Annotated in this window: 23 protein-coding genes, 2 tRNA genes and 1 rRNA gene; 16 read left to right on the top strand and 10 right to left on the bottom strand. The window is 38.2% G+C overall.

What is annotated here, in order from left to right; genetic code table 11:
• Positions 1-10: 10 nt before the first annotated feature.
• The 5 genes from rrf to KP712_RS03865 all read left to right on the top strand — a co-directional run bounded on the left by rrf (position 11) and on the right by KP712_RS03865 (position 2,945).
• Positions 11-126, top strand: a 5S ribosomal RNA gene (rrf, locus tag KP712_RS03885).
• 154 nt (positions 127-280) lie between these two features.
• Positions 281-1,210 carry a LysR family transcriptional regulator gene (locus KP712_RS03880; RefSeq protein WP_005635860.1) on the top strand — a complete coding sequence of 310 codons (930 nt, stop codon included), beginning with the start codon at positions 281-283 and terminating at the stop codon, positions 1,208-1,210.
• Between the two features lie 9 nt (positions 1,211-1,219).
• Positions 1,220-1,954, top strand: a complete 735-nt coding sequence (gene azlC / locus KP712_RS03875; protein ID WP_111407958.1) for an azaleucine resistance protein AzlC — start codon at positions 1,220-1,222, stop codon at positions 1,952-1,954.
• Entirely contained in the window at positions 1,951-2,280 is a 330-nt protein-coding gene (locus tag KP712_RS03870; RefSeq protein ID WP_005643719.1) for a branched-chain amino acid transporter permease, read from the top strand. The genes azlC and KP712_RS03870 overlap by 4 nt, the downstream gene beginning before the upstream one ends.
• Positions 2,281-2,711: 431 nt before the next feature.
• Positions 2,712-2,945 carry a YgjV family protein gene (locus KP712_RS03865; protein WP_005635864.1) on the top strand — a complete coding sequence of 78 codons (234 nt, stop codon included), beginning with the start codon at positions 2,712-2,714 and terminating at the stop codon, positions 2,943-2,945.
• Positions 2,946-3,019: 74 nt separating this feature from the next.
• On the opposite strand, the gene prfC is transcribed toward KP712_RS03865, so the two are convergent.
• Complete coding sequence (gene prfC / locus KP712_RS03860) at positions 3,020-4,603, bottom strand: peptide chain release factor 3 (protein WP_111407957.1); 1,584 nt, start codon at positions 4,601-4,603, stop codon at positions 3,020-3,022.
• Positions 4,604-4,781: 178 nt separating this feature from the next.
• Between prfC and KP712_RS03855 the strand changes: the two genes are divergently transcribed.
• Positions 4,782-5,570, top strand: a complete 789-nt coding sequence (locus KP712_RS03855) for an enoyl-ACP reductase (RefSeq protein ID WP_215770578.1) — start codon at positions 4,782-4,784, stop codon at positions 5,568-5,570.
• Positions 5,571-5,636: 66 nt separating this feature from the next.
• Positions 5,637-7,616: an exoribonuclease II gene (rnb, locus tag KP712_RS03850; RefSeq protein ID WP_215770577.1), complete on the top strand. Its 1,980-nt coding sequence runs from the start codon at positions 5,637-5,639 to the stop codon at positions 7,614-7,616.
• Positions 7,617-7,680: 64 nt separating this feature from the next.
• Here rnb and argG read toward each other — a convergent pair whose 3' ends face one another.
• The 5 genes from argG to erpA all read right to left on the bottom strand — a co-directional run bounded on the left by argG (position 7,681) and on the right by erpA (position 13,295).
• Complete coding sequence (argG, locus tag KP712_RS03845; protein ID WP_111407955.1) at positions 7,681-9,015, bottom strand: argininosuccinate synthase; 1,335 nt, start codon at positions 9,013-9,015, stop codon at positions 7,681-7,683.
• A 176-nt stretch (positions 9,016-9,191) separates the two neighbouring features.
• Positions 9,192-10,064 carry a phosphoribosylaminoimidazolesuccinocarboxamide synthase gene (locus KP712_RS03840; protein WP_111407954.1) on the bottom strand — a complete coding sequence of 291 codons (873 nt, stop codon included), beginning with the start codon at positions 10,062-10,064 and terminating at the stop codon, positions 9,192-9,194.
• Between the two features lie 167 nt (positions 10,065-10,231).
• A complete protein-coding gene (mrcB, locus tag KP712_RS03835) occupies positions 10,232-12,589 on the bottom strand; it encodes a penicillin-binding protein 1B (RefSeq protein WP_111407953.1) in 2,358 nt (785 codons plus the stop codon).
• 6 nt (positions 12,590-12,595) lie between these two features.
• Positions 12,596-12,949: a YacL family protein gene (locus KP712_RS03830; RefSeq protein ID WP_111407952.1), complete on the bottom strand. Its 354-nt coding sequence runs from the start codon at positions 12,947-12,949 to the stop codon at positions 12,596-12,598.
• 1 nt (position 12,950) lies between these two features.
• Positions 12,951-13,295 carry an iron-sulfur cluster insertion protein ErpA gene (gene erpA / locus KP712_RS03825; protein WP_009500973.1) on the bottom strand — a complete coding sequence of 115 codons (345 nt, stop codon included), beginning with the start codon at positions 13,293-13,295 and terminating at the stop codon, positions 12,951-12,953.
• Between the two features lie 135 nt (positions 13,296-13,430).
• Here erpA and map point away from each other — a divergent pair, with 135 nt between their 5' ends.
• Together map and glnD are read left to right on the top strand one after the other, a co-directional pair.
• Positions 13,431-14,237, top strand: coding sequence for a type I methionyl aminopeptidase (gene map, locus KP712_RS03820; protein WP_005632605.1), 807 nt, complete (start codon positions 13,431-13,433; stop codon positions 14,235-14,237).
• 93 nt (positions 14,238-14,330) lie between these two features.
• Entirely contained in the window at positions 14,331-16,925 is a 2,595-nt protein-coding gene (gene glnD / locus KP712_RS03815) for a bifunctional uridylyltransferase/uridylyl-removing protein GlnD (RefSeq protein ID WP_111407951.1), read from the top strand.
• A gap of 36 nt (positions 16,926-16,961) precedes the next feature.
• Here glnD and hemL read toward each other — a convergent pair whose 3' ends face one another.
• Positions 16,962-18,245, bottom strand: coding sequence for a glutamate-1-semialdehyde 2,1-aminomutase (hemL, locus tag KP712_RS03810; RefSeq protein WP_111407950.1), 1,284 nt, complete (start codon positions 18,243-18,245; stop codon positions 16,962-16,964).
• Positions 18,246-18,367: 122 nt separating this feature from the next.
• Here hemL and wecA point away from each other — a divergent pair, with 122 nt between their 5' ends.
• Positions 18,368-19,435, top strand: a complete 1,068-nt coding sequence (gene wecA / locus KP712_RS03805; RefSeq protein WP_048952663.1) for a UDP-N-acetylglucosamine--undecaprenyl-phosphate N-acetylglucosaminephosphotransferase — start codon at positions 18,368-18,370, stop codon at positions 19,433-19,435.
• 129 nt (positions 19,436-19,564) lie between these two features.
• Here wecA and KP712_RS03800 read toward each other — a convergent pair.
• The 3 genes from KP712_RS03800 to orn form a co-directional block, all read right to left on the bottom strand.
• Positions 19,565-19,640, bottom strand: a tRNA-Gly gene (locus tag KP712_RS03800).
• Between the two features lie 25 nt (positions 19,641-19,665).
• Positions 19,666-19,741 (bottom strand) — tRNA-Gly (locus tag KP712_RS03795).
• Between the two features lie 93 nt (positions 19,742-19,834).
• Positions 19,835-20,383, bottom strand: a complete 549-nt coding sequence (gene orn / locus KP712_RS03790) for an oligoribonuclease (protein WP_009500975.1) — start codon at positions 20,381-20,383, stop codon at positions 19,835-19,837.
• 70 nt (positions 20,384-20,453) lie between these two features.
• On the opposite strand from orn, the gene rsgA reads away from it, so the two are divergent.
• From rsgA to KP712_RS03760, 6 genes are all read left to right on the top strand, one after another.
• Complete coding sequence (gene rsgA, locus KP712_RS03785; protein ID WP_111407949.1) at positions 20,454-21,494, top strand: small ribosomal subunit biogenesis GTPase RsgA; 1,041 nt, start codon at positions 20,454-20,456, stop codon at positions 21,492-21,494.
• A gap of 159 nt (positions 21,495-21,653) precedes the next feature.
• On the top strand, positions 21,654-21,911 hold the full coding sequence (gene ptsH / locus KP712_RS03780; RefSeq protein WP_005635899.1) for a phosphocarrier protein Hpr: 258 nt from the start codon (positions 21,654-21,656) through the stop codon (positions 21,909-21,911).
• A gap of 79 nt (positions 21,912-21,990) precedes the next feature.
• Entirely contained in the window at positions 21,991-23,718 is a 1,728-nt protein-coding gene (gene ptsI / locus KP712_RS03775; RefSeq protein WP_048953067.1) for a phosphoenolpyruvate-protein phosphotransferase PtsI, read from the top strand.
• A gap of 60 nt (positions 23,719-23,778) precedes the next feature.
• Entirely contained in the window at positions 23,779-24,279 is a 501-nt protein-coding gene (gene crr, locus KP712_RS03770; protein WP_046949602.1) for a PTS glucose transporter subunit IIA, read from the top strand.
• 93 nt (positions 24,280-24,372) lie between these two features.
• A complete protein-coding gene (manA, locus tag KP712_RS03765) occupies positions 24,373-25,572 on the top strand; it encodes a mannose-6-phosphate isomerase, class I (protein ID WP_111407948.1) in 1,200 nt (399 codons plus the stop codon).
• Positions 25,573-25,651: 79 nt separating this feature from the next.
• On the top strand, positions 25,652-26,569 hold the full coding sequence (locus KP712_RS03760) for an SPFH domain-containing protein (protein WP_111407947.1): 918 nt from the start codon (positions 25,652-25,654) through the stop codon (positions 26,567-26,569).
• The last annotated feature ends 34 nt before the right edge of the window (positions 26,570-26,603 follow it).

Genomic DNA, 26,603 nt, shown 5'->3' with positions numbered 1-26,603 from the left:
AAAGAATTATCCTGGCGGCGATAGTGCGGTGGAACCACCTGACACCATACCGAACTCAGAAGTGAAACGCTGTAATGCCGATGGTAGTGTGGGGCTTCCCCATGTGAGAGTAGGGCACCGCCAGGTTACTAAATACAAAGCTAAATTAAATAAAAACAGAAAAACCCTGTGTCGAAAGATATAGGGTTTTTGTTTTTTCTATAGAATATTAATTCGAATATTTCGTATTTTAAGGTATTATATCTATCATCTAATTTTCTATTTTGTATGAATATTTTTAATGAAACCAACCTTTCTAGAATTTAGACATCTTAAAACTTTATTGGCCTTAAAAGAGACGGGGAGCGTTTCTTTGGCAGCAAAGCGAGTATATCTAACCCAATCAGCCCTTTCTCACCAAATTAAATTAATAGAAGAACAGTTTGGTTTACCTTTGTTTGAGCGTAAAAGTAATCCACTTCGTTTTACTTCTGCGGGAGAGCGTTTAATTCGTCTTGCTAATGAAGTAATGCCAAAAGTTGTTGATGCTGAACGCGATCTTGCTCGGGTTAAACATGGGGATGCGGGGCAACTTCGCATAGCTGTGGAATGTCATACTTGTTTTGATTGGTTAATGCCTGCTATGGACGAATTTCGTCGGCATTGGGGGCTAGTTGAGTTGGATATTGTATCTGGTTTTCATACGGATCCTGTTGGTTTATTGCTTTCTCACCGAGCAGATTGGGCGATAGTATCAGAAGTAGAGCATAATGATGATGTAATTTTTAAACCGCTCTTTTCTTATGAGATGGTTGGAATTTGTTCAAAAGATCATCCTTTAGCAGAAAAAGAAATTTGGGATGCGGAAGATTTTGCAGATGAAACCTGGGTAACTTACCCGGTTCCTGATGATATGTTAGATCTATTGCGTAAAGTGCTTAAACCAAAAGGAATTAATCCTACTCGCCGCACAACAGAATTGACTATTGCTATGATTCAATTAGTTGCTAGTCGTCGTGGCATTGCAACTATCCCTTATTGGGCTGCATTGCCTTATTTAGAAAAGGGCTATGTCGTGGCAAGAAAAGTCACAAAAGAAGGTTTATATAGCAATCTATATGCGGCTATTCGTAAAGAAGATGAATCCCTTTCTTATTTAGAAGATTTTTATCAAACCGTAAAAGCTCAAAGTTTTTCAACTTTACCAGGGCTATCTGTTTTAGATTTATAGAAGTAATAAATGAATTTTTCTCAACAAAATCAGCAGCCTCACCCGATTAGTGCAGCGGCTAAAGCTGCTTTTCCTTATAGTGCGCCGATGATTGCAGGATTTTTATTTCTTGGTGTGGCATACGGTATTTATATGAAGGCACTAGGTTTCGGATTTTTATATCCTACTTTGATGGCTTTACTTATTTATGCCGGTTCTGTTGAGTTTATTGCTGCTGGAGCACTTATCGCGCCTTTTTCCCCAATCAGTGTGTTATTAATTACCTTGATGATCAGTACTCGTCAGATTTTCTATGGCATATCAATGTTAGAAAAATATGGGGTACACCTTGGTCATAAACGTTGGTATTTAATTACCACCCTTGTAGATGAATCTTTTTCTCTAAATTATATGGCTAAAATTCCACCGCACTTAGATAAAGGTTGGTATATGTTTTTTGTCAGCTTATATTTACATATTTATTGGGTGGTTGGTGCTGCAATTGGTAACTTATTTGGCTCTGTTTTACCTTTTGATTTAAAAGGTGTGGAATTCTCGATGACCGCTCTTTTCTTAGTCATTTTTGCAGAAAATTGGATAAAGGAAAAATCCCATGAAAGTTCTCTCTTAGGTTTAGGCATTGCATTGGCTTTTTTACTGATTGTAGGCAAAGAATATTTCTTAATTCCAACATTAATTGGTATTTGGTTAATTCTAACTATGCGTGGGCCTAAATTAGATACAAAATTGGAGTCGCTAAAATGACACTCACAGAACAGATTATGACGATTGGAATTTGTGTGCTTACTGTGCAATTTACGCGCTTATTGCCATTTTTTGTGTTCCCAGCTAATCGTCCGATTCCACAATATATTCGCTATCTTGGGAAAGTTTTACCTCCGGCTATGTTTGGTATGCTTGTAGTTTATTGCTATAAGAATATTGATGTTTTAACTGGTTATCATGGTATCCCTGATTTTCTTGCTGGCATAGTGGTGCTAGGTCTGCATTTTTGGAAGAAAAATATGTTTCTATCTATTGCGGTGGGTACGCTTTTCTATATGCTTTTAGTACAACTTGTCTTTATTTAGAATAAAATCATAGCTTTGATTTCTTTATAATCCCCTTGAATCTAAAGTTACTTTATGGTTTATAATCAATCCAGTTTCTAGAATGATAGAAATTGGAATTGTAGTTATTACAAAAGATAGAACCTCCTTTTATTAAATTCCTTTATTATTCGATCATCTAGATTACTAAAAGAATTTAGCCGCTGACAAAGTGCGGATTGAGCGAGCTAATGTTATCTAATTCCCCTAAATTGGATAAGCTTCCCAAGATTTTAGATATGCGCACTCGTCCCGGCTTTTTATGCGTTAATGATGATAAAAATACCTTTATTCTTTGTAAGATAAAATAATTTTCTCTTGCAATCGGTTGCTTTTTTTTCTGATCTTTTCCTTGTTTTAAAAATCTTTTATCATGACGCCCGTGTTTATTTTTAATCGGAGAGAATAGAATTATGGAGTTGAATTTAGTTGAATTATTGGGTTATATCGCAACCTTTTTTGTTGCAGTATCGTTTTTGTTTAAATCTATTGTACATCTACGGATAGTGAACACCATTGGCGCAATTTTATTTGTGATCTATAGCGTAATTATCGCCGCTTATCCTGTAGCATTATTAAATGCATTTTTAGCTGTTGTGAATGTTTATCAACTTTGGCGATTAAGACAAGAAAAAGTCTCTAAATAAAAGAAAAGCGTTGAATTAAATTTCAACGCTTTTTTCTGGCAAAGTGCGGTGAAATTTCACCGCACTTTATCGTTTTAATGTTCACGAGTTTTGTAAAAAACGACATCAGGATAACGTTCTTGAGCTAAATTCAGATTTACCATTGTTGGCGCAATATAGGTTAAGTTATCTCCACCATCTAAAGCTAAATTTGGCTCATTTTTGCGTTTAAATTCTTCGAATTTTTTCGTATCGGCACATTCCACCCAGCGTGCGGTTGCAACGTTCACATTTTCATAAATGGCTTCTACGTTATATTCAGTTTTTAGACGAGAAACCACAACATCAAACTGCAAGACACCCACTGCGCCCACAATTAAATCGTTATTCATTAATGGGCGAAATACCTGAACAGCACCTTCTTCTGAAAGTTGTACTAAACCTTTAAGTAATTGTTTTTGTTTGAGAGGATCTCTCAAACGAATACGGCGGAATAGCTCTGGCGCAAAGTTTGGAATACCGGTAAATTTCAAGGTTTCACCTTGCGTAAAGGTATCGCCAATTTGGATCGTGCCGTGATTATGTAAACCAATAATATCACCTGCGTAAGCTTCTTCGGCGTGAGCACGGTCGCCAGCCATAAAGGTAAGCGCATCAGAAATCACCACATCTTTGCCAATTCGAACATGTTTTAGTTTCATGCCTTTTTCATATTTGCCTGAAACAACACGCATAAAGGCAACTCGGTCTCGGTGTTTTGGATCCATGTTGGCTTGAATTTTAAATACGAAACCACTGAATTTTTCTTCTGAACTTTCGACGGTTCTTGTATCAGCCTGACGAGATTGTGGTTTTGGCGCCCATTGTGTTAAACCATCAAGGAAATGATCCACGCCAAAGTTACCTAATGCTGTCCCGAAAAATACTGGTGTAAGTTCGCCTTTAATGAAGGCATCATGTTCAAATTCGTTACTTGCGCCTTGCACTAATTCCAATTCATCGCGAAGTTGTTGTGCTAAATCATCGCCAACAGCGGCATCTAATTCTGGGCTATTTAAACCTTTGACAATGCGAACTTCTTGAATAGTTGAGCCTTGACCGGATTGATAAAGATAGGTTTCATCTTTAGCGATATGATAAACGCCTTTAAATAATTTTCCGCAACCAATCGGCCATGTAATTGGCGCACAACGAATTTTCAGAATATTTTCAACTTCATCTAACAATTCCATTGGATCGCGAATATCGCGGTCGAGTTTGTTCATGAAGGTAATGATTGGCGTATCACGTAAGCGAGTTACTTCCATTAGTTTAATTGTACGTTCCTCAACCCCTTTTGCGGAGTCGATAACCATTAAACAGCTATCCACAGCGGTTAAAGTGCGGTAAGTATCTTCAGAGAAATCTTCGTGCCCCGGGGTATCAAGTAAGTTCACCAAGCAATCGTTATAAGGAAATTGCATTACGGAAGTGGTAATCGAAATCCCACGTTGTTTTTCCATTTCCATCCAGTCGGATTTCGCATGTGCAGTTGAGCCTTTGCCTTTCACAGAACCTGCTGTTTGAATCGCATTTCCGTATAAAAGTACTTTTTCGGTGATAGTTGTTTTACCTGCATCGGGGTGGGAAATAATCGCAAAAGTGCGACGTTTATTAACTTCTTCTAATGGATAATTCATTGTTTCTTCTTCATTCAATTAAAAATGTGGGCTATTTTCGCTGATTTTAGGTTTTTGCTCAAACGAATTTGTAAATAAAGTGCGGTTGGTTTTATTAGAAAAATTGGTCTGCTTTGTACAAAGACAAATTTTCGCTTATACTACGCAAGTTTTTTATGCTAACAATATAGGAAAAATTATGGGTTTCTTAACAGGTAAACGCATTTTAGTCACCGGTCTTGCAAGCAATCGTTCTATCGCTTACGGGATCGCAAAATCAATGAAAGAACAAGGGGCAGAACTTGCTTTCACTTATTTAAACGATAAATTACAACCGCGCGTAGAAGAATTTGCTAAAGAATTTGGTTCTGATATAGTGCTTCCTTTAGATGTTGCAACTGATGAAAGCATCCAAAATTGCTTCGCAGAATTAAGCAAACGTTGGGAAAAATTTGATGGTTTCGTACACGCTATCGCATTCGCACCAGGCGACCAATTAGATGGTGATTACGTAAACGCAGCAACTCGTGAAGGCTACCGTATCGCTCACGACATCAGTGCATTCAGCTTCGTTGCTATGGCACAAGCAGCACGTCCTTACTTAAATCCAAATGCAGCGTTATTAACCCTTTCTTACTTAGGTGCTGAGCGCGCGATTCCTAACTACAACGTCATGTGTTTAGCGAAAGCCTCTCTTGAAGCAGCAACTCGCGTGATGGCGGCTGATTTAGGTAAAGAAGGTATTCGTGTGAATGCGATCTCTGCTGGTCCAATCCGTACCTTAGCAGCATCAGGTATTAAAAACTTCAAGAAAATGTTTGCTACATTCGAGAAAACCGCAGCATTACGCCGCACTGTCACTATCGAAGATGTGGGTAACTCAGCAGCATTCTTATGCTCTGATTTAGCATCGGGTATTACCGGTGAAATCGTTCACGTAGATGCAGGTTTCAGCATCACTGCAATGGGTGAATTAGGCGAAGAATAATTTTTCGTACAATCTATTTTTAGGCAGGCTTTTCAGTCTGCCTTTTCTCTTTTTTTAAATATAACTATGTTCCAAGATAATCCATTACTCGCACAACTTAAGCAACAAATCCACGATAGCAAAGAACACGTTGAAGGCGTGGTAAAAAGTACCGATAAAGCTTATGGTTTTTTAGAGTGCGATAAAAAAAGTTACTTTATTGCCCCACCAGCAATGAAAAAAGTCATGCACGGTGACAAAATCAAAGCCACCATTGAAAAGCAAGGTGATAAAGAGCAAGCTGAACCTGAAGAATTAATTGAGCCAATGCTCACTCGCTTTATTGCCAAAGTGCGGTTCAATAAAGACAAAAAATTACAAGTTTTGGTTGATCACCCAAGTATCAACCAACCCATTGGCGCGCAACAAGCTAAATCGGTCAAAGAAGAATTACAAGAAGGCGACTGGGTCGTAGCAAATTTGAAAACGCACCCATTACGTGATGATCGCTTTTTCTATGCTACCATCAATCAATTTATCTGCCGTGCTGATGATGAATTAGCCCCTTGGTGGGTGACATTGGCACGTCATGAGCAATCTCGTCATCCCGTGCAAGGTGCAGAAAGTTATGAAATGTTAGATCAACAAACCCGTGAAGATCTGACCGCACTTCATTTTGTGACTATTGACTCAGAAAGCACAATGGATATGGACGATGCTTTATATATTGAGCCTATTGAACAAAATGCGGTACAAACAGGTTGGAAATTAGTTGTCGCGATTGCGGATCCAACTGCTTATATTGCGTTAGATTCTCAAATTGAAAAAGATGCGAAACAGCGTTGTTTCACCAATTATTTGCCAGGCTTTAACATCCCAATGTTGCCACGTGAATTATCTGATGAATTATGTTCGTTAATCGCAAATGAAACGCGTCCAGCGCTTGTTTGTTATATCGATACGGATCTTGAAGGCAATATCACCGCCAAACCGCATTTTGTTTCGGCTTATGTTCAATCTAAAGCGAAATTGGCTTATAACAAAGTGTCGGATTATTTAGAACAAACAGACAATGCATGGCAACCCGAAACATCAGAAATTGCACAGCAAATTGATTGGTTACATCAATTTACTAAAGCTCGTATTCAATGGCGTAAGACTCATTCTTTGTTATTTAAAGAAAAACCGGATTATTCTTTTGTGCTCGCTGAAAATGGCAAAGTGGCAGAAATCAAAGCTGAATATCGTCGTATAGCCAATCAAATTGTCGAAGAATCGATGATTATTGCTAACATTTGTGCCGCGCAATTTTTAGCAGAGCATGCACAAACGGGTATTTTCAATACGCATAGCGGTTTTGATAAGAAATTCTTAGAGAATGCGCACAATTTCTTAATGGCAAATTTAGCCAATGAACAAAATCAAGCTGAACTTGCGGAGCGTTATTCAGTAGAAAATTTGGCAACATTAAACGGTTATTGTCAAATGCGCCACGATATTGAACCGATTGAAGGCGACTATTTAGAATTCCGTTTACGTCGTTATTTAACTTTCGCTGAATTTAAATCGGAATTAGCACCGCACTTTGGTCTTGGTTTAGAAGGGTACGCTACATGGACATCACCAATTCGTAAATATTCTGATATGGTGAACCATCGTTTAATTAAAGCAGTATTGACACAACAAACTTGTAATAAACCACAGGATGAAGTGCTGGCCCGTTTACAAGAGGCTCGTCGCCAAAATCGCTTAGTTGAGCGTGATATTGCGGATTGGTTATATTGCCGTTATCTTGCTGATAAAGTTGCATCAAATGCCGAATTTGAGGCTGAAGTGCAAGATGTGATGCGTGGTGGATTACGTGTGCAATTATTAGAAAATGGCGCCTCAATGTTTATACCAGCTTCAACTTTACATAATAATAAAGAAGAAATGCAGGTGAATTCTGATGAGATTGCCCTTTATATTAAAGGTGAGCGTATTTACAAAATAGGCGATATTGTGAAAGTGAAACTTACGGAAGTGAAAGAGACAACTCGCAGTATTGTCGGGGAAATCGTTCAATAAAATTGTTCTTCTTTAAACCGATTTTCAGTGATTGAAAATCGGTTTTTTCTTTTTTAAAAACTTCTTATTTCTTACCTAATTGTGGCAATACTGAATCTTTAATTGCGCTTAATAAACCTGTTTGTGCATAGATTCCAAGTTTACCTCGGGTGTCAGATACATCTAAATTACGCATAGTTAATTGACCGATACGATCAATTGGATCAAATGGTGCATCTTCCACTTTTTCCATACTTAAACGCTCTGCTTCGTAGGTTAAGTTTGGTGATTCGGTATTTAAAATTGTGAAGTCGTTACCACGACGAAGTTCAAGGGTTACAGTGCCTGTAATTGCTTTTGCCACCCAACGTTGAGCTGTTTCACGCAGCATTAATGCTTGCGGATCAAACCAACGACCTTGATATAACAAACGGCCTAAACGGATGCCATTAATACGATATTGTTCGATGGTATCTTCATTGTGAATACCAGTTACTAAACGTTCGTAAGCGATATGCAATAATGCCATCCCTGGTGCTTCATAAATACCACGAGATTTGGCTTCAATTATGCGGTTTTCGATTTGGTCAGACATCCCTAAGCCATGACGGCCACCGATACGATTGGCTTCCAGAATAATATTAACTGCATTATCAAAACGTTTACCATTTAATGCGACAGGAACGCCTTCTTCAAAAGTGACGGTTACTGTTTCTGGTTTAATTTCTACATTGTCATCCCAAAATGCGACACCCATAATTGGTTTAACAATTTTCATGCCAGAGCTTAATTGTTCTAAGTCTTTTGCCTCATGGGTTGCACCCAGCATATTGGAATCGGTCGAGTAGGCTTTTTCAACGGACATTTTGTAGTCAAAACCATGTTCGATAAGAAATTGAGACATTTCAAAGCGGCCACCAAGTTCTTCAATAAATTGCGCATCTAACCAAGGTTTATAGATTTTTAAATTCGGGTTTGTTAATAAACCATAACGATAGAAACGTTCGATGTCATTCCCTTTGAATGTAGAGCCATCCCCCCAAATATTCACATCGTCTTCTTTCATTGCCGCAACGAGCATTGTGCCGGTTACTGCGCGACCAAGTGGCGTCGTATTGAAGTAAGGAATTCCGCCTGTAGAAATATGGAATGCACCGCATTGAATTGCCGCAATGCCTTCATGAGCAAGTTGAGCACGACAATCAATTAAGCGAGTGTTTTCTGCACCATACGCCATCGCTTTTTTAGGGATTGCGCTGTAATCATCTTCATCAGGTTGACCTAAATTGGCTGTGTAGGCATAAGGCACTGCGCCTTTTTGACGCATCCAAAGTAATGCAGCGCTGGTGTCTAAGCCACCAGAGAACGCGATACCGACTTTTTGCCCTTCAGGTAAATGTTGTAGAATTGTATTTGACATATCTTTTCCTTGTTTATAAATTAGATTGAATAATTAATCATTTTATTTGAATAAAAAGTCATTTAAATATAACCGCACTTTTTATGTTTGTCTAGCCTTTTATGTATTAAGACTAAAAATCTTTAGTTGTCATCATGCATAAAAATCCCCGCTGTAAATAGCAGGGATTTTGCTCTCTATTTTGTTAATAAATCCAGCGCTTCCTGATATTTATCAACAGTTTTCTGAATAATATTTTCTGGCACTTTCGGTGCGGGAGCTTGTTTATTCCAGCCGCTATTTTCTAACCAATCGCGTACAAATTGTTTATCAAATGATGGAGGATTAATCCCTTCTTGGTAAGTATCGATAGACCAAAAACGGCTAGAATCAGGGGTTAATACTTCATCCATTAAGGTGAGCGTGCCATTTTCATCTAAACCAAATTCAAATTTTGTGTCGCAAATAATAATGCCTTTAGTCAGTGCATATTCTGCAGCAGCAGTATAAAGTGCGATAGCTTTTTCTTTCACTTGTGCGGCTAAATCAGCCCCGATGAGTTTTTCACATTCTGCATAGCTGATATTTATATCATGACTGCCAACGGCTTCTTTACTTGATGGAGTGAAAATAGGTTCTGGTAATTTACTGGCTTCAACTAAGCCTTCGGGTAGTTTTAATCCGCAGATGGTACCAGTTTGTTTATAATCTTTTAAACCACTGCCAGTTAAATAGCCACGTACGATAGATTCAATTTTAATAGGATTCAAACGTTTACACACCACAGCCCGATCTTTGATTAAATCAGCTTCTTCTTTTGGTAACACATCATAAACACTCTCACCAGTGAAATGATTCGGCATAATGTGAGCAAGTTTGTTAAACCAAAAGTTGGAAATTTGAGTCAAGATTTCGCCTTTTCGTGGAATGGGATCATCTAAAATAACGTCAAACGCAGATAAGCGGTCAGAAGCAATCATTAGCATACGTTTATCATCGATTTCATAGAGATCGCGTACTTTACCTGAATAGATTTTTTTTAGACTTAAAGTGGGGAGTTGTTGTGTCATCGTTTTGCACCTGTATGAAAGTAAAAACTGGCGCGTATTGTACCGCACTTTTAAAGCAAACGTTTGCTATTTTTTAAAGAAATAAAAAAATCCCCTGAAATTTCAGGGGAAGTGTAGTTTTTTCGCTTCAAAATATTTGCTTATTATTAGAAATATACCGCGATTAATTATTGAGCGGGTGGATTTGGGTTATCCAATACATCCCAGACGCTTTCTTGTCGAGGAGCAATTTCTGTTTCAGCTGGTGGAGTAGCTGGTGATGGAGAAGTCGTTGATGTGCCACCGCAGAAATTCTGTCCATTATTCACCCAAACTGGAATCACTCGATTGCTGTCACAATCCCAGCTACCATGTTGGGTAATACCAACCCATTTCATATTCGCAGGTTTATTTAGCTTCAATTTCTCAATATAAGTATGGCTTAAATAATCTTTATAAATCTGTAATGCGCCTGATGCACCAGTGAGTTTTGTTTCACCATTATCATCGCGACCAAGCCAAACCGTGCTGATATTTTTTCCATCGATCCCCACAAACCAAGTATCACGCGCATCATTTGTTGTCCCTGTTTTACCGGCTAAACGTAAATCCGCATAATCATTTTGCAAGCTACGAGCTGTACCACGTTCAACAGTTTGTTGCATCGCAAATAACGTTTGGAATGCAGCTTCTTGTGGTACCACTTGTTTTGCGGTTTTATCATGTTGATAAATGATATTTCCTTGACGATCCGCAATAGTATCGACGGTTGTGAGCTCAATCCGTCCACCTTGATTCGCAATAGTTTGATAAAGTTTAGTTACATCATAAGGTGATATGGTATAAGCCCCGAGCAACATAGCGGGCACTTTTGGAATTTCCACATTATCCCATCCCATCGCTTTTTGTGTATCAATGACTTTGCTTAAGCCGACTTTCATCCCAATATTCACAGTCGGAATATTTAAAGAACGCGCTAAGGCATCCATTAACATCACCGAACCACTATATTTTTTATCATAGTTGCGCGGCTGCCACGGCGGGCTACCTTTGACATTAATCGTAATTGGCTGGTTATTAATTGGGGTATTTAAACGGAACTGTTCTGGATTCGAAAGTGCAGTCAAATAAATAGAAGGTTTTACTAAAGAACCAATCTGACGTTTTGCCATTAATGCACGATTAAAGCCTGCATATTGCGTTTGCAAACCACCCACTACCGCACGAATTTCACCCACACGGTAATCCGCAACAATCATGGCGCCTTCTAAATATGGGTTTTTAGTTTTCAGTTGTAGTTGTGAAACTGTATTCACCACTGCATTTTCTGCTTGGGCTTGTTGTTTTAAATCCATTGTGGTGAAAATCCGTGCGCCTAGTAAACTGGATATTTTATGTTCGCCTAGTTCACGACGTAAATCCGCCTGTAAAGTCTGAATAAATGACGGATATTTACGGGAGATTTGTCCTTTTTGTTGAACACCTAAAGGTCGTTGGCTTAATAATTGGTAAAGTTCATCACCGATCATTTTATGTTCAAGCATGAGCTTTAAAACAACATTACGACGCTCTAAAGCATTCTGAGGATTACGCCAAGGATTATAAAGTGAAGGGCCTTTTACCATCCCGACTAAAAGTGCAATTTGATCTAAGCTAATTTCACGAATCGAACGACCAAAATAGAATTGGCTAGCTAACTCAAAACCGTGAATTTGCGTATCACCATTTTGTCCGAGATAAATTTCATTGAGATAGGTTTCGAGAATACGGTTTTTATCATAACGCCAATCTAACACCAATGACATCAAGGCTTCGTTCGCTTTGCGGGTAATCGTACGTTCGCTTGATAAAAATAAATTTTTCACGAGTTGTTGAGTGAGCGTACTACCACCTTGTACCGTTTGCCCTGCACGAATATTGGTAATTAATGCTCGTATAATGCCCACTGGGTTTATACCATGATGATCGTAAAAACGGCGATCTTCCGTTAAAATTAGGGCGTCAATCAATAAGCGCGGGTAATTTTGTAAAGGAATTGCAAGGCGATCTTCATTGTCAGATTCCAACATTGCAATCAATTTTGGCGCAAGGCGAAACTCATCGATAGCTTTTACGGCAACGAGATCTTCAATTCGATTAAGTTTGTTATCGACAAAGCGTAAACGTAAAACTCGTTGTGGTTCTGGTTTATCAGGGAAAGGGAAAGCTCGACGAAGAACCACAATCGTATCATCTTCTAATTTGAAATCGCCTGGTGCGGCTACCATGGTCGTTTGGCGATATTCGTTATCTAATAAAATTTGAATCACTTCATCAAAAGCGAGATTATCTGAAATTTTCACACTTTCAATACGGCTATACACTTCAGCGGGCAAACGCCAAATTTGCCCGTCCATTTTCGAACGGATTTGCCAATCTAAATATCCGCCATAAAATACGGTTAATACCGCACCAGTAAACGCTACTTTTAATAAAAAGCTTTTGAAAGAACGGCGTTTTTTAGGTGTTTTTTCTTCGGGATTTTTTTGAACGTTTTCGGTGGTCATAGTCGGTTAAGAGATAAAATTAACATAAGCTTCGAGGAAATGGATAAAATCTTGCGTGCCACAAAAAGCAATGCTTTCTTCATCATAATAATGAAAATCGTCTTCCAAAATTTCATCTGTTTCAATAGCGAGATTATTCGCTCGTACCATTACTTCATCAGCATCTAAAAACAAAGTATATTCTGCGCCGATTAAGATCTCTTCTTGATTTTCAGAGAGGGATTGCGCAGTAGAAAGTGCGGTCAAAATCGCCTTTGGATTTGACCGCACTTCAGTATTGAACCAGTTAGCAAGAGCAATGTGTTCCATCGAACATTTTACAGATACATTGCCTTGATAATGTGTAAATTGAAAATCCATCTTAGATACTAAAGGATGAACCACAGCCACAAGTGCTGGTAGCATTTGGATTATTTACAGTAAAGCGTGAACCTTCTAAACCTTCTGTGTAATCGACGGTACCACCGATTAAATACTGTAAACTCATTGGGTCAATCACAAGTTGAACCCCTGATTTTTCAATCGTTAAATCGCCTTCATTCACTTTTTCATCAAAAGTAAAACCATATTGGAAACCGCTGCAACCGCCCCCCGTGATATACACGCGTAATTTCAAATTAGTATTTTCTTCTTCGCTGATTAAATTTTTTACTTTATTCGCTGCTGCATCAGTAAATGTCAATGGTACTGCAATGTTATCTGTCATAATTATTTCCCGCTTCCCGAAAATTCGAATTCCGTTATTATCTAATAACCATTTACTCCATTCAAGTGTAATCCAGTTTTTTCCTAGAAATCGTGCTATAATCTGGCAAAATTTTTTCAAAAAAGGTGAAATAAAATGGCTATTCCAATTAGAACAGAAAAAGAAATTGTAAAACTACGCGAGGCCTGCAAATTGGCTTCGGATGTGCTGGTGATGATTGAACCTTACGTAAAAGCAGGTGTAACTACAGGCGAACTTGATCGAATTTGCCATGAATATATGGTGAATGAACAAAAGGTTATCCCAGCGTGTTTGAATTATCATGGTTTCCCAAAGGCTACCTGTATTTCCATTAACGAAGTTGTATGTCACGGTATTCCAAGTGACGATAAAGTGCTTAAAAATGGCGATATTGTGAATATTGATGTCACGGTGATTAAAGACGGTTATTTTGGTGATAACTCAAAAATGTATATCGTGGGCGGAGAAACGAATATTCGTAGTAAAAAATTAGTGGAAGCAGCACAGGAAGCCCTATACGTGGGATTGCGCACAGTAAAACCAGGTATTCGTTTAAATGAAGTAGGTAAAGCTGTGCAAAAATATACTGAAAGTCAAACTTTCAGTGTCGTGCGTGAATATTGTGGACATGGTGTTGGTACAGAATTTCACTGCGAACCTCAAGTATTGCATTATTACGCAGATGATGGTGGTGTGATTTTAAAACCAGGCATGGTGTTTACGATTGAGCCAATGATTAATGCGGGAAAAAAAGAAGTGCGCGTTATGGGTGATGGTTGGACAGTAAAAACCAAAGATCGTAGCCATTCAGCACAATACGAACATCAACTTGTCGTCACGGAAACTGGTTGTGAGGTGATGACTATTCGTGATGAAGAAATTGCAGAAGGTCGAATTTCACGCATTATGGTGAATGTGTAATTGACATTAAATGATAAGATAAGGGCGTAGATATACGCCCTTTTTGTTTTTCTTTATAATAAAGCGACTTCGATCTAACAAAAGGCAATTAATATGCTGTTTTCTCTGACACTCTCTTCTCCTTTAACGCCAAGTGCGGTCAAAATTGAGCGAGAAAATCTTAAGCAATTTGAGCTTGAGAATTTTTCTCGTTATTCCATTTTTGAGCTTATTGAAAATCGCAGTGATTTTTATGATGCCTTATTGATTCAACTTTGGCAGGAAATGGGATTAAGTGAATTGCAGGGGATTGCTTTAATTGCAGTGGGCGGTTATGGACGGCATGAGATGTTTCCTTTGTCGGATCTCGATTTTTTAATTTTGGTGAAGCAAATACCTAGCCAAGATATTGAAGAAAAGATCACCCAATTTATCCAATTTTTATGGGATTGTGGCTTTGAGGTGGGAAATAGTGTTCGAACCTTAGAACAATGCGAATCGGAAGGAAAACAAGATATTACGATTGCCACCAATTTATTAGAAGCAAGATTTCTTGCTGGAAATCGACCGCACTTTGATGCACTAAATGAATTGGTAAAACATGCTAATTTTTGGTCGAAAGAAGATTTTTTTAATGCCAAAGTGCAAGAGCAAATAGAACGTTATCAGCGTTATCACAATACAGCTTATAACCTTGAGCCAGATATTAAGTATAGCCCCGGTGGCTTGCGTGATTTGCATTTGTTGTATTGGGTGGCGTTGCACCATTCGGGGGCGCTGACTCTTGAGGCCATTTTACAAAGTGGTTTTATTTATCCTCAAGAATATCAGCAACTACAAGAAAGTCGTGCATTTTTATTTAAAGTGCGGTTCGCTTTGCATTTGATTTTGAAACGTTACGATAATCGTCTGTTGTTTGATCGTCAAATTAAAGTCAGTGAATTGTTAGGTTTCCGAGGGGAAGGCAATCAAGCTGTTGAAAAAATGATGAAATGTTTTTTTCAAGCATTGCACCGGATTTCGTTGATTAGTAATTTGCTGATTCAGCATTATCGAGAAAATGTGCTTTCATTAAATCAGGCTACTGTGATTGATCAATTAGACGATGATTTTCAACTGATTAACCAATGCTTATGTTTGCGTAATAGCCTTGTTTTTCAAGAAAAACCAGAGCGAATTTTAGATCTATTCTTTTATTTAACGCAGTACGAACAGGCCAATATTCATTCTGATACCTTGCGGCGATTACAAATTTCCTTAGAGCAATTACCACAAAAATTATGTGAAATTCCTGAGGCTCGGGAAAAATTTCTGCGTTTGTTTAATCAACCCAATGCGATTAAGCGAGCGTTTATGCCGATGCACCAATATGGTGTATTAACTGCGTATCTTTCCCAATGGCAAGCCATTGAGGGCTTAATGCAATTTGATTTGTTCCATATTTATACGGTGGATGAGCATACATTGCGCGTGATGTTGAAATTGGAAAGTTTTTTGTCGCAAGAAAGTGCGCAAGAACATCCCATTGCTCATCGAATTTTTAGCCAACTTTCTGACCGCACTTTGCTTTATATTGCGGCATTGTTCCACGATATTGCAAAAGGGCGGGGCGGTGATCACGCAGAACTTGGCGCAGAAGACGTAGCAGACTTTGCACAATTACATGGTTTAGATCGCCGAGAAATTGATACCCTTGTTTGGTTAGTTCAATCTCATTTGCTGATGTCAATTACTGCGCAACGCCGTGATATTCATGATCCTGAAGTCATCATGAATTTTGCTGAAGCCGTGCAAAATCAAGTTCGGCTAGATTATCTCACCTGCTTAACGGTAGCGGATATTTGTGCAACCAATGGTAATTTATGGAATAGCTGGAAACGTTCGCTTTTTGCCTCGTTATATGAATTTACTGAACAGCAATTTGCACAAGGCATGAAAGAATTACTTGATTACTCAGAAAAATCGGCAGAAAACCGAAAACTTGCACAACAAATTTTAACTCAGGATTATTCCGATATTGCACTAATCTCGATTGAGCAATTATGGGATCGTTGCCCTGAAGATTATTTTGTACGTAATACGCCAAAACAAATCGCCTGGCATACAAGTTTGCTGGTGGATTTCGTTGAGGCGTTATTAGTGAAAATTAGTAATCGCTTTTCACTTGGCGGCACGGAAGTATTTATTTATTGCCAAGATCAACCCCACTTATTTAATAAAGTTGTGAGTACCATTGGCGCAAAAAAATTCAGTATCCATGATGCGCAGATTATTACGACACAAGATGGTTATGTTTTTGATAGCTTTATCATCACGGAACTTAATGGTGAATTAGTGGAATTTGATCGTCGCCGAGAACTAGAGCAAGCCCTAACAGTAGCTCTTCAAAGCGAAAAATTACCCGCACTTTCTATTGCTCCGAATCGTCAGCTTCAACATTTCACTGTACAAACTGACGTGCGTTTTTTACATGAAAACAAAAAAGAGCATACTGAAATGGAACTGGTTGCGTTGGATAAACCGGGGTTATTAGCGCAAGTGAGCCAGATTTTTAGTGAGTTAAATCTCAATTTATTGAATGCGAAAATTACTACTGTAGGTGAAAAAGCCGAGGACTTTTTTATTTTGACGAATCAATTAGGGAAAGCTCTTGCAAGAGAGGAGAGAGAAAACTTGCGCCATGTGATTATCCAAGATGTTACATCATAAGCCAAAATGCGGTGGAACACACCGCATTTTTTAACACTAAGCAATCGTTGAAAAAGCAATATCTGCAGCCGAAAGCGTTCTCTCTATATCTTCATCGGTGTGGGCGAGCGACATAAATCCTGCTTCAAAAGCAGATGGCGCAAGGTATACCCCCTGTTCTAACATTTTATGGAAGAAAATTTTAAATTTCTCGGTGTCGCATTTCATGACTTCAGCATAGGATGTTATTTCCTGTTTTTCAGTGAAGAAAATACCAAACATACCGCCTACATAGTTTACGACAAAAGGTACATGATGTTTTTCGGCAAGGGATTTTAATCCTAGACAAAGTTTCTCTGTTTTTATTGCAAGTTGTTGTTCATTGCCTGGTTTTTTCAATTCGTTTAAGCAAGCTAAACCTGCTGCCATTGCAATAGGATTACCAGAAAGTGTTCCTGCTTGATATACTGGACCGGTTGGGGCAAGATATTCCATGATAGCTTTTTTACCCCCTACCGCACCGACAGGCATTCCACCACCGATAACTTTACCTAGAGTGGTAAGATCAGGTGTTACACCATAATAAGATTGTGCTCCAGCAAGTGCTACACGAAAACCTGTCATAACCTCATCAATGATGAAAAGTGCGCCATATTTGTCGCAAAGTTCTCGTATTCCTTGTAAAAATCCCGATTTCGGTGGAACACAATTCATATTTCCAGCTACAGGCTCGATGATGACACAAGAAATACTATCAGGATATTGTTCAAATAGCGCTTTTACTGAGTCAAGATTATTGTATTCTGCCGTTAATGTATATTTCGCAAAATCTGCAGGTACGCCTGGAGAGCTTGGTTGACCAAGTGTTAATGCGCCCGAGCCTGCTTTTACAAGCAATGAGTCTGAATGACCATGGTAACAACCTTCAAATTTTAAGATTTTATCACGACCAGTATAACCACGAGCAAGGCGAATTGCCGTCATCGTTGCTTCGGTGCCTGAACTTACCATACGCACCATTTCAATAGAAGGGACAATATTACAGACCAGTTCTGCTAAATCAATTTCAGAAGGGGTGGGAGCACCAAAACTTAAACCATTTTCAGCCGCTTTAAGTACAGCATTTAAGATCGATGGATGATTATGACCTAAAATCATTGGCCCCCAAGAACCAACATAGTCAACATATTGTTTTCCATCAGTGTCATAAATATAGGCACCTTGCGCTTTTTGAATGAATACAGGGGTACCACCAACGCCTTTAAAGGCGCGTACAGGGGAATTTACTCCACCTGGAATAAAGGACTGTGCACGAGAAAAAAGTGCGGTTGAATCTGTCATTGTTTTTTCCTTTCTTATAAAAATGACGGTATTGTACTGAAAAATAGACTCTTTGTTAAAAATATCTTTATTGGTAAATTTCCCTTATGTTATCCTTTACAAAAAAATTTTAGGATCAAATTATGTTGAGTCTTTTAGTTGCGTTTTTAGGCGCATTTATTACGCTTATCGTAATGCGTCCAATTGCAAATAAAATTGGATTAGTTGATAAACCAAATTATCGCAAACGCCACCAGGGTGCAATTCCGTTAATTGGTGGCGTATCGCTTTTTGTCGGTAATCTTTGCTATTACTTGATGGAATGGGATCAGCTTCGATTACCGTATCTCTATTTGTTCAGTATTTTTGTTTTATTGGCGATTGGGATTTTAGATGATCGCTTTGATATCAGTCCTTTCTTAAGAGCGGGGATTCAAGCAATTCTGGCGATTTTAATGATCGATCTTGGGAATGTTTATCTTGATCATCTAGGTCAGATTTTAGGGCCTTTCCAGTTAACGCTTGGTTCAATAGGTTTGATTATTACCGTTTTTGCCACTATCGCGATTATTAATGCCTTTAATATGATTGATGGTATTGATGGATTGCTCGGTGGGCTTTCTTGCGTTTCTTTTGCCGCGATTGGTTTCTTGATGTATCGAGATGGGCAAATGGATATGGCGCATTGGAGTTTTGCTTTAATTGCGTCGATTTTGCCTTATTTGATGCTAAATTTAGGGATTCCATTTGGACCGAAATATAAGGTGTTTATGGGAGATGCGGGGAGTACATTAATTGGTTTTACCATTATTTGGATTTTGTTATTGAGTACACAAGGAAAAGGTCATCCTATGAATCCAGTCACCGCACTTTGGATTATTGCGATTCCTTTGATTGATATGGTTGCGATTATTTATCGCCGAGTTCGTAAAGGTAAGAGCCCATTCCGCCCAGATCGTTTACATGTCCATCATTTAATGGTGAGAGCTGGGTTGACATCAAGACAAGCCTTTTTATTGATTACATTTGTTTCTGCAATTTGTGCAACGATTGGTATTTTAGGGGAAATTTATTATGTGAATGAGTGGGCGATGTTTATTGGCTTTTTCATTTTATTTTTCCTTTATGTATATTCAATTACGCGTGCATGGCGAATTACTCGTTGGGTAAGAAGAATGAAACGTCGAGCCAAACGGTTGAAGAAAGCATAAAAATAAAGGCTTGTGTTATTAAATCACAAGCCTTTATTTTTTGAGAAAATTCACCGCACTTTTAACATTTTGGTGATCTATTTTTATAGATAGAAAAAATCCCTAGCCTTTTGGCTAGGGATTGAAATTTGGAGCGGGAAACGAGGCTCGAACTCGCGACCCCGACCTTGGCAAGGTCGTGCTCTACCAACTGAGCTATTCCCGCAATAATGCTTTTATAATGTGAAATTTGGAGCGGGAAACGAGGCTCGAACTCGCGACCCCAACCTTGGCAAGGTTGTGCTCTACCAACTGAGCTATTCCCGCAGTTCACATCAGTGAATGAGCCCGCATTATACAAATATTTTTAGGGCTTGCAAGGGCAATTTCATAAAAAGAAATTTTTTGTTGAAGTTTTCGTCAATCTAATTTCATGAAATGTTCGCGATAATAAGCTAGCTCTTTAATCGATTCTCGAATGTCATCTAGCGCCAAATGCGTATTCTCTTTTTTAAAGCCTTCTAAAATTTCAGGTTTCCAACGTGCTGCAAGTTCTTTTAATGTGCTAACGTCTAAATGACGATAATGAAAATAATCAGCTAAATCAGGCATATATTTCACTAAGAAGCGTTTATCTTGCGCAATACTGTTACCGCAAATTGGCGACGCACCTTTGGGAACCCATTTTTTTAAAAAGTCTAAGGTTTGTAATTCTGCTGCACGTTCGGTGAGTTTGCTGGCTTTTACGCGTTCAATTAAGCCGTTTTCACTATGTGTTTTTTGGCACCAATCATTCATTTTATTGAGTAATTCATCAGATTGATGAACAGCTAATACCGGGCCCTCTGCCAAAATATTCAAATTTTTATCTGTCACAATAGTCGCAATTTCAATAATACGTTCTTTTTCCGGATCTAAACCGGTCATTTCTAAATCAATCCAAATAAGATTTTGTTTATCGAATGGCATAATATCAGGTATCCTATGCAAAAATTTTTTTCATTTTACCAAAAACAAGGGAAAAAACGACCGCACTTTTATGGCTAAACGTAAATTAACTCAAAACCAAACTAGAAGAATTCAATCGAATAATGCGAAAACATTACATCGCCATAAGAAAAAAGAGATTGAATGGTCAGATGAAATGCTTGGCGAATCACAAGAAGGTGTTGTGGTAACGCGTTATTCGATTCATGCTGATGTAGAAAATGAACAAGGTGAAATTTATCGTTGTAATTTGCGCCGTACCTTGTCGAGTTTGGTGGTGGGAGATAAAGTCGTTTGGCGTAAAGGCAATGAACAATTACAAGGTGTGAGTGGCGTGATTGAGGCAATTCACCCTCGAGAAAATGAAATTTCCCGTCCGGACTATTATGATGGTTTGAAACCCATTGCGGCGAATATTGATCGTATTATTATTGTATCAGCAGTATTGCCAACGCTTTCCTTAAATATTATCGATCGTTATCTTGTTGTGTGTGAAATTGCAGGAATCACGCCTCTCATTGTTTTGAATAAAGTGGATTTATTGGCACAAGAACAGCGTCAAGAAATTGAAGATCAACTCAAAATTTACCAAGATATTGGCTATGAAATTTTAATGATTTCAGCAAAGAGTGGTGAAAATATGGAAAAATTGACCGCACTTTTGGCACAAGGCACGGCGATTTTTGTTGGGCAATCTGGTGTTGGTAAATCGAGTCTAATTAATCATATTTTGCCTAGCGTAAACGCTCAAGTAGGTGATGTGAGTGAAACATCAGGCTTAGGGCAACATACGACGACATCATCGCGTCTTTATCATTTGCCACAAGGTGGTAATTTAATTGATTCGCCAGGAATTAGAGAATTTGGGCTTTGGCATTTAGATGCGGAGCAAATCACAAAAGGGTATCGAGAATTTCAATATGTTTTGGGAACTTGTAAATTCCGTGATTGTAAACATTTGAGCGATCCAGGATGTGCATTACGTGAAGCGGTCGAGCAAGGGAAAATTTCGCCAGTGCGTTATGATAATTACCATCGATTAATTGAAAGTTTAAGTGAAACAAAATCACAACGTCATTTTTCAGTAGTTTAACGATTGCGTAAGGTGGCTAAAAAATAGGCATATTTGTTGCTTTTTCACAATTTAGTTTAAGTTTTTTGTGTTTATTGTTGATTATTTTGCTTTGAACAAGGATACTAAGGCGATTTCTTAGTTTTTATTTTTTAACTATTATTTAGTAGAGGTAGCATTATGTACTCAAAAGATGTCGAAATCACTGCGCCAAATGGCTTACATACTCGCCCAGCTGCGCAATTTGTGAAAGAAGCTAAAGCCTTTTCTTCTGATATCACAGTAACGTCTGCTGGTAAGAGCGCAAGTGCAAAAAGTTTGTTTAAGCTACAAACATTAGGGTTAACACAGGGAACAGTGATTACCATTTCTGCAGAAGGTGAAGATGAGCAACAGGCTGTAGACCATTTAGTTGCTTTAATTCCAACCTTAGAATAATACTGACTTAGCCATAAAATTGAGAAATTTTATGGCTATTGTTTATCTATCCCTTTTTTAATTATTTCGGAAGGTATCTATGATTTCTGGCATTCTCGCATCCCCAGGTATTGCCTTTGGTAAGGCACTTGTTCTCAAAGAAGAAAAGATTGTTCTTGATACGCAAAAAATTACTGATGATCAAATTGACGCAGAAATTGCTCGATTTTATGAAGGTCGGGCATTGGCGGTGGAACAACTTAATTCAATCAGAGAGCGCGCATTAATTTCTTTAGGCGAAGAAAAAGCCGCGATCTTTGAAGGTCACTTGATGATTCTTGAGGATGAAGAATTAGAAGAAGAAATTCTTGATTATCTTCGTTCAAATAAAGTCAATGCCGCAGTTGCAGCGAGCAAAATTATTGATCAACAAGTCACAATGTTGTCGGAGATCGATGATGAATATTTGAAAGAGCGTGCTGGAGATATTCGTGATATTGGTAACCGTTTAATTAAAAATATTTTGGGCATGTACATAGTAGATCTTGGCGATATTCAAGAAGAATCAATTCTTGTTGCTTATGATCTGACTCCTTCAGAAACTGCTCAACTTAATCTTGAAAAAGTATTAGGGGTTGTCACTGATATTGGTGGTAGAACGTCTCATACTTCTATTATGGCGCGTTCTTTAGAATTACCAGCGATTGTGGGCACAAATAATGTGACCGAATTAGTCAATACAGGTGATTATTTAATCTTAGATGCCATAAATAATCAAGTTTATATTAATCCAATGCAATCTCAGATTGATGAATTAAAAACACTTGAAGCTAAAATTTCTGAGGAAAAAGCCGAGTTAGCTAAATTAAAAGATCTTCCTGCAATCACATTGGATGGACACAAGGTTGATGTTGTCGCGAATATTGGGACAATCCGTGATTGTGAAGGAGCAGATCGCAATGGCGCGGAAGGTATTGGTTTATACCGAACTGAATTCTTATTTATGGATCGTGAACAGCTTCCGACGGAAGAAGAACAATTCATCGCCTATAAAGAAGTCGTAGAGGCAATGAACGGGCGTTTAACCGTGCTTCGTACCATGGATATTGGTGGCGATAAAGAGCTTCCATATTTAGATTTACCAAAAGAAATGAATCCATTCTTGGGATGGCGTGCGATTCGTATTGCGTTAGATCGCCGTGAAATTTTAAATGCACAATTACGCGCGGTGTTACGTGCTTCAGCGTTTGGTAAATTGGCCGTGATGTTCCCGATGATTATTTCTGTAGAAGAAATTCGAGAATTAAAAGCGGTTATTGAAACATTAAAAGCGGAATTACGTGCAGAAGGAAAAGCTTTCGATGAGCATATCCAAGTGGGTGTCATGGTTGAAACACCATCTGCTGCTGTAAATGCAAAATTCTTAGCAAAAGAAGTAGATTTCTTCAGTATCGGTACTAACGATTTAACCCAATATACTTTGGCGGTGGATCGAGGCAATGAGTTAATTTCTCATCTTTACAATCCGATGCAGCCATCTGTACTTGGTTTAATAAAACAAGTAATTGATGCTTCTCACGCAGAGGGCAAATGGACGGGAATGTGCGGTGAATTAGCCGGTGATGAACGTGCAACCTTATTGTTACTTGGTATGGGATTAGATGAATTTAGTATGAGTGCTATTTCCGTACCTCGAATTAAAAAATTAATCCGTAATGTGAATTTTCAAGATGCAAAAGCACTTGCTAATGCCGCATTACAAAAACCGACCGCTTCGGAAATTGAGCAGTTAATCGAAGAATTTTTGGCGGAAAATGCATTAAATTAAACAAAATTGTTTGATTTTACGTTAAAATAACAGCCATCTATGAATTGATAGGAGATTAAAATGGGCTTATTTGACAAGTTATTCGGTTCAAAAGAAAACAAATCTGTGGAAGTTGAAATTTATGCACCTATCTCTGGTGAGATTGTAAATATTGAAGATGTTCCCGATGTAGTTTTCTCTGAAAAAATCGTGGGTGATGGTGTTGCTATTCGTCCTACCGGTAACAAAATCGTTGCGCCAGTGGATGGTGTGATTGGTAAAATTTTTGAAACCAATCATGCTTTCTCAATGGAATCAAAAGAAGGTGTAGAATTATTTGTACACTTTGGTATTGATACCGTTGAGTTGAAAGGTGAAGGTTTTACTCGTATTGCGCAAGAAGGTCAATCTGTTAAGCGCGGTGACACCGTGATTGAATTTGATCTTCCTTTATTAGAATCAAAAGCAAAATCTGTATTAACACCCGTTGTTATTTCCAATATGGATGAAATTTCTTGCGTCGTGAAAAAATCAGGTGAAGTCGTCGCTGGAGAGTCAGTGGTATTAAGCTTAACTAAATAATTTCTTTACGATAAAAAAGTCCGCCTTTGTGCGGATTTTTTATTTATGTAAATAAAACTGCGGTGTAGATAGGATTCAACGGAAAAATTAAAAATGATCTATAAACTTACTGGCTCACTCCAAAATTACGTATGGGGAGGGCATCAATATATTCCTCAATTACTAAATATTCCTACGGAAGAAAATCAATATTATGCTGAATGGTGGTTAGGCGCACATCATTCTGCGCCTTCAAGCATTGAGGTTGATGGTAAAAATATATTACTTACTGAATTTTTACAAAAAAATCCTACCGCACTTGGCGCACAAAGCCGAGCAAGTTTTGGTGATGAATTACCCTATTTATTAAAAATTCTTGATGTCGCCCAACCTCTTTCTATTCAACTTCATCCAACAAAAACGCAAGCTGAAATAGGTTTTTCAGAAGAAAATGCGAAAGGCATTGAGTTAAAAGCATTAACACGAACTTATAAAGATAACAATCATAAACCTGAAATGATGATTGCTTTATCTGATTTCTGGTTGTTGCATGGATTTAAAAATAAATCGGATATTATCGAAACTTTAGCATCGCGATCATCTTTAGCGCCGCTTGCAAAAAAATTACATAAACAAGATTTACATGCTTTCTATGCCGATATTATGCAAGCAGAACAGGCCCAATTACAGCAATGGCTTTCCCCAATTCTGTTGGAAAATCAAACTGCTTATGAGGCTAATAATCTGGATTTAACTAATCCAGATTATTGGGTGCTTTACACGATTGATGCAATGAATATTTCTTTAGATAAATTAGATGCAGGTTTAATTTGTTTCTATTTGTTTAATATTGTGCACCTCAAAAAAGGCGAGGGAATTTACCAAGATGCTGGCATTCCGCACGCTTATTTACGTGGGCAAAACATTGAACTGATGGCTTGTTCAGATAATGTGATTCGCGGTGGTTTAACGCCTAAATATGTGGATATTCCAGAATTGCTTAAAATTGTCGATTGTCGTGAAGTGGAGCCTAAAATTATCCCGTCTGCACCTCAAGACACGCGTATATTTACTTATGCTACGCCAGCAAAAGATTTCGCTTTGCAAAATATTCAATATGAATGTGGTGAAACTCATCATTTAAAAGCACAAAGTGCGAGTATTTTATTGGTGATGAATGGCCAGTTAAATTTACGTTCAGAAACGACCGCACTTTCTTTGAAACAAGGTGAAGCAGCTTTCATTACTGCAGGTGCGGCTTATGAAGTGGAAGGTTTAATTGAAGGCTATGCAGTGGTAGCAAAATTGCCTTAATTTTATACAAAATAGGCTATAAAAGTGCGGGTGGATTTGATAGACTTTTTATTCAATCTATTCAATAAAGGAGAAAAATATGCTTGATGGATTCGCTATTTCCACATTAATTTTTGTGATATTAGTCGCATTAATTTTGTTTTCTACAGTAAAAACCGTACCACAAGGTCATAACTGGACAATCGAACGTTTCGGTCGTTACACAAGAACGTTAATGCCTGGGCTAAATTTAGTGATGCCTTTTGTTGATCGTATTGGCCGTAAAATTAATATGATGGAACAAGTTTTAGACATTCCTTCCCAAGAAGTGATTTCTAAAGATAACGCCAATGTTTCTATTGACGCTGTTTGTTTTGTGCAAGTGATTGATGCCCGAAGTGCGGCTTATGAAGTAAACCATTTGGAACAAGCTATCATAAATTTAACCATGACAAATATTCGAACCGTGCTTGGTTCGATGGAGCTTGATGAAATGCTTTCCCAACGTGATTCTATTAATAGTCGATTATTGGCTATTGTGGATGAAGCGACAAATCCATGGGGGATAAAAGTAACTCGTATTGAAATTCGTGATGTTCGTCCGCCTCGTGAATTGATTGATTCTATGAATGCTCAAATGAAAGCGGAACGAAATAAACGTGCTGAAGTATTAGAGGCTGAAGGGATTCGCCAAGCTCAGATTCTTCGTGCTGAAGGTGAAAAACAAGCTAGAATTCTAAAAGCGGAAGGGGAGCGACAAGAAGCCTTTTTACAAGCTGAAGCCCGAGAACGTGCCGCGGAAGCTGAAGCAAAAGCAACGCAAATGGTATCTGAAGCAATTACCAGCGGTGATACCAAAGCGATTAACTACTTTATTGCACAAAAATACACGGAAGCATTGAAAGAAATCGGTAGTTCAGGAAACAGTAAAGTTGTGCTTATGCCATTAGAAGCTGGTAATTTAATTGGTTCTGTTGCAGGTATTGCGGAGTTATTAAAGGGCGATAAAAAATCTTAATTTAGATAAAGTGCGGTGATTTTTTTAATCGTTT

Source organism: Haemophilus sp. SZY H68 (assembly GCF_018829685.1).
Classification (GTDB): Bacteria; Pseudomonadota; Gammaproteobacteria; order Enterobacterales; family Pasteurellaceae; genus Haemophilus; species Haemophilus haemolyticus_K.
Note: the sequence above shows the minus strand (reverse complement) of the source record. Positions and strands in the feature narration are given on the sequence as shown.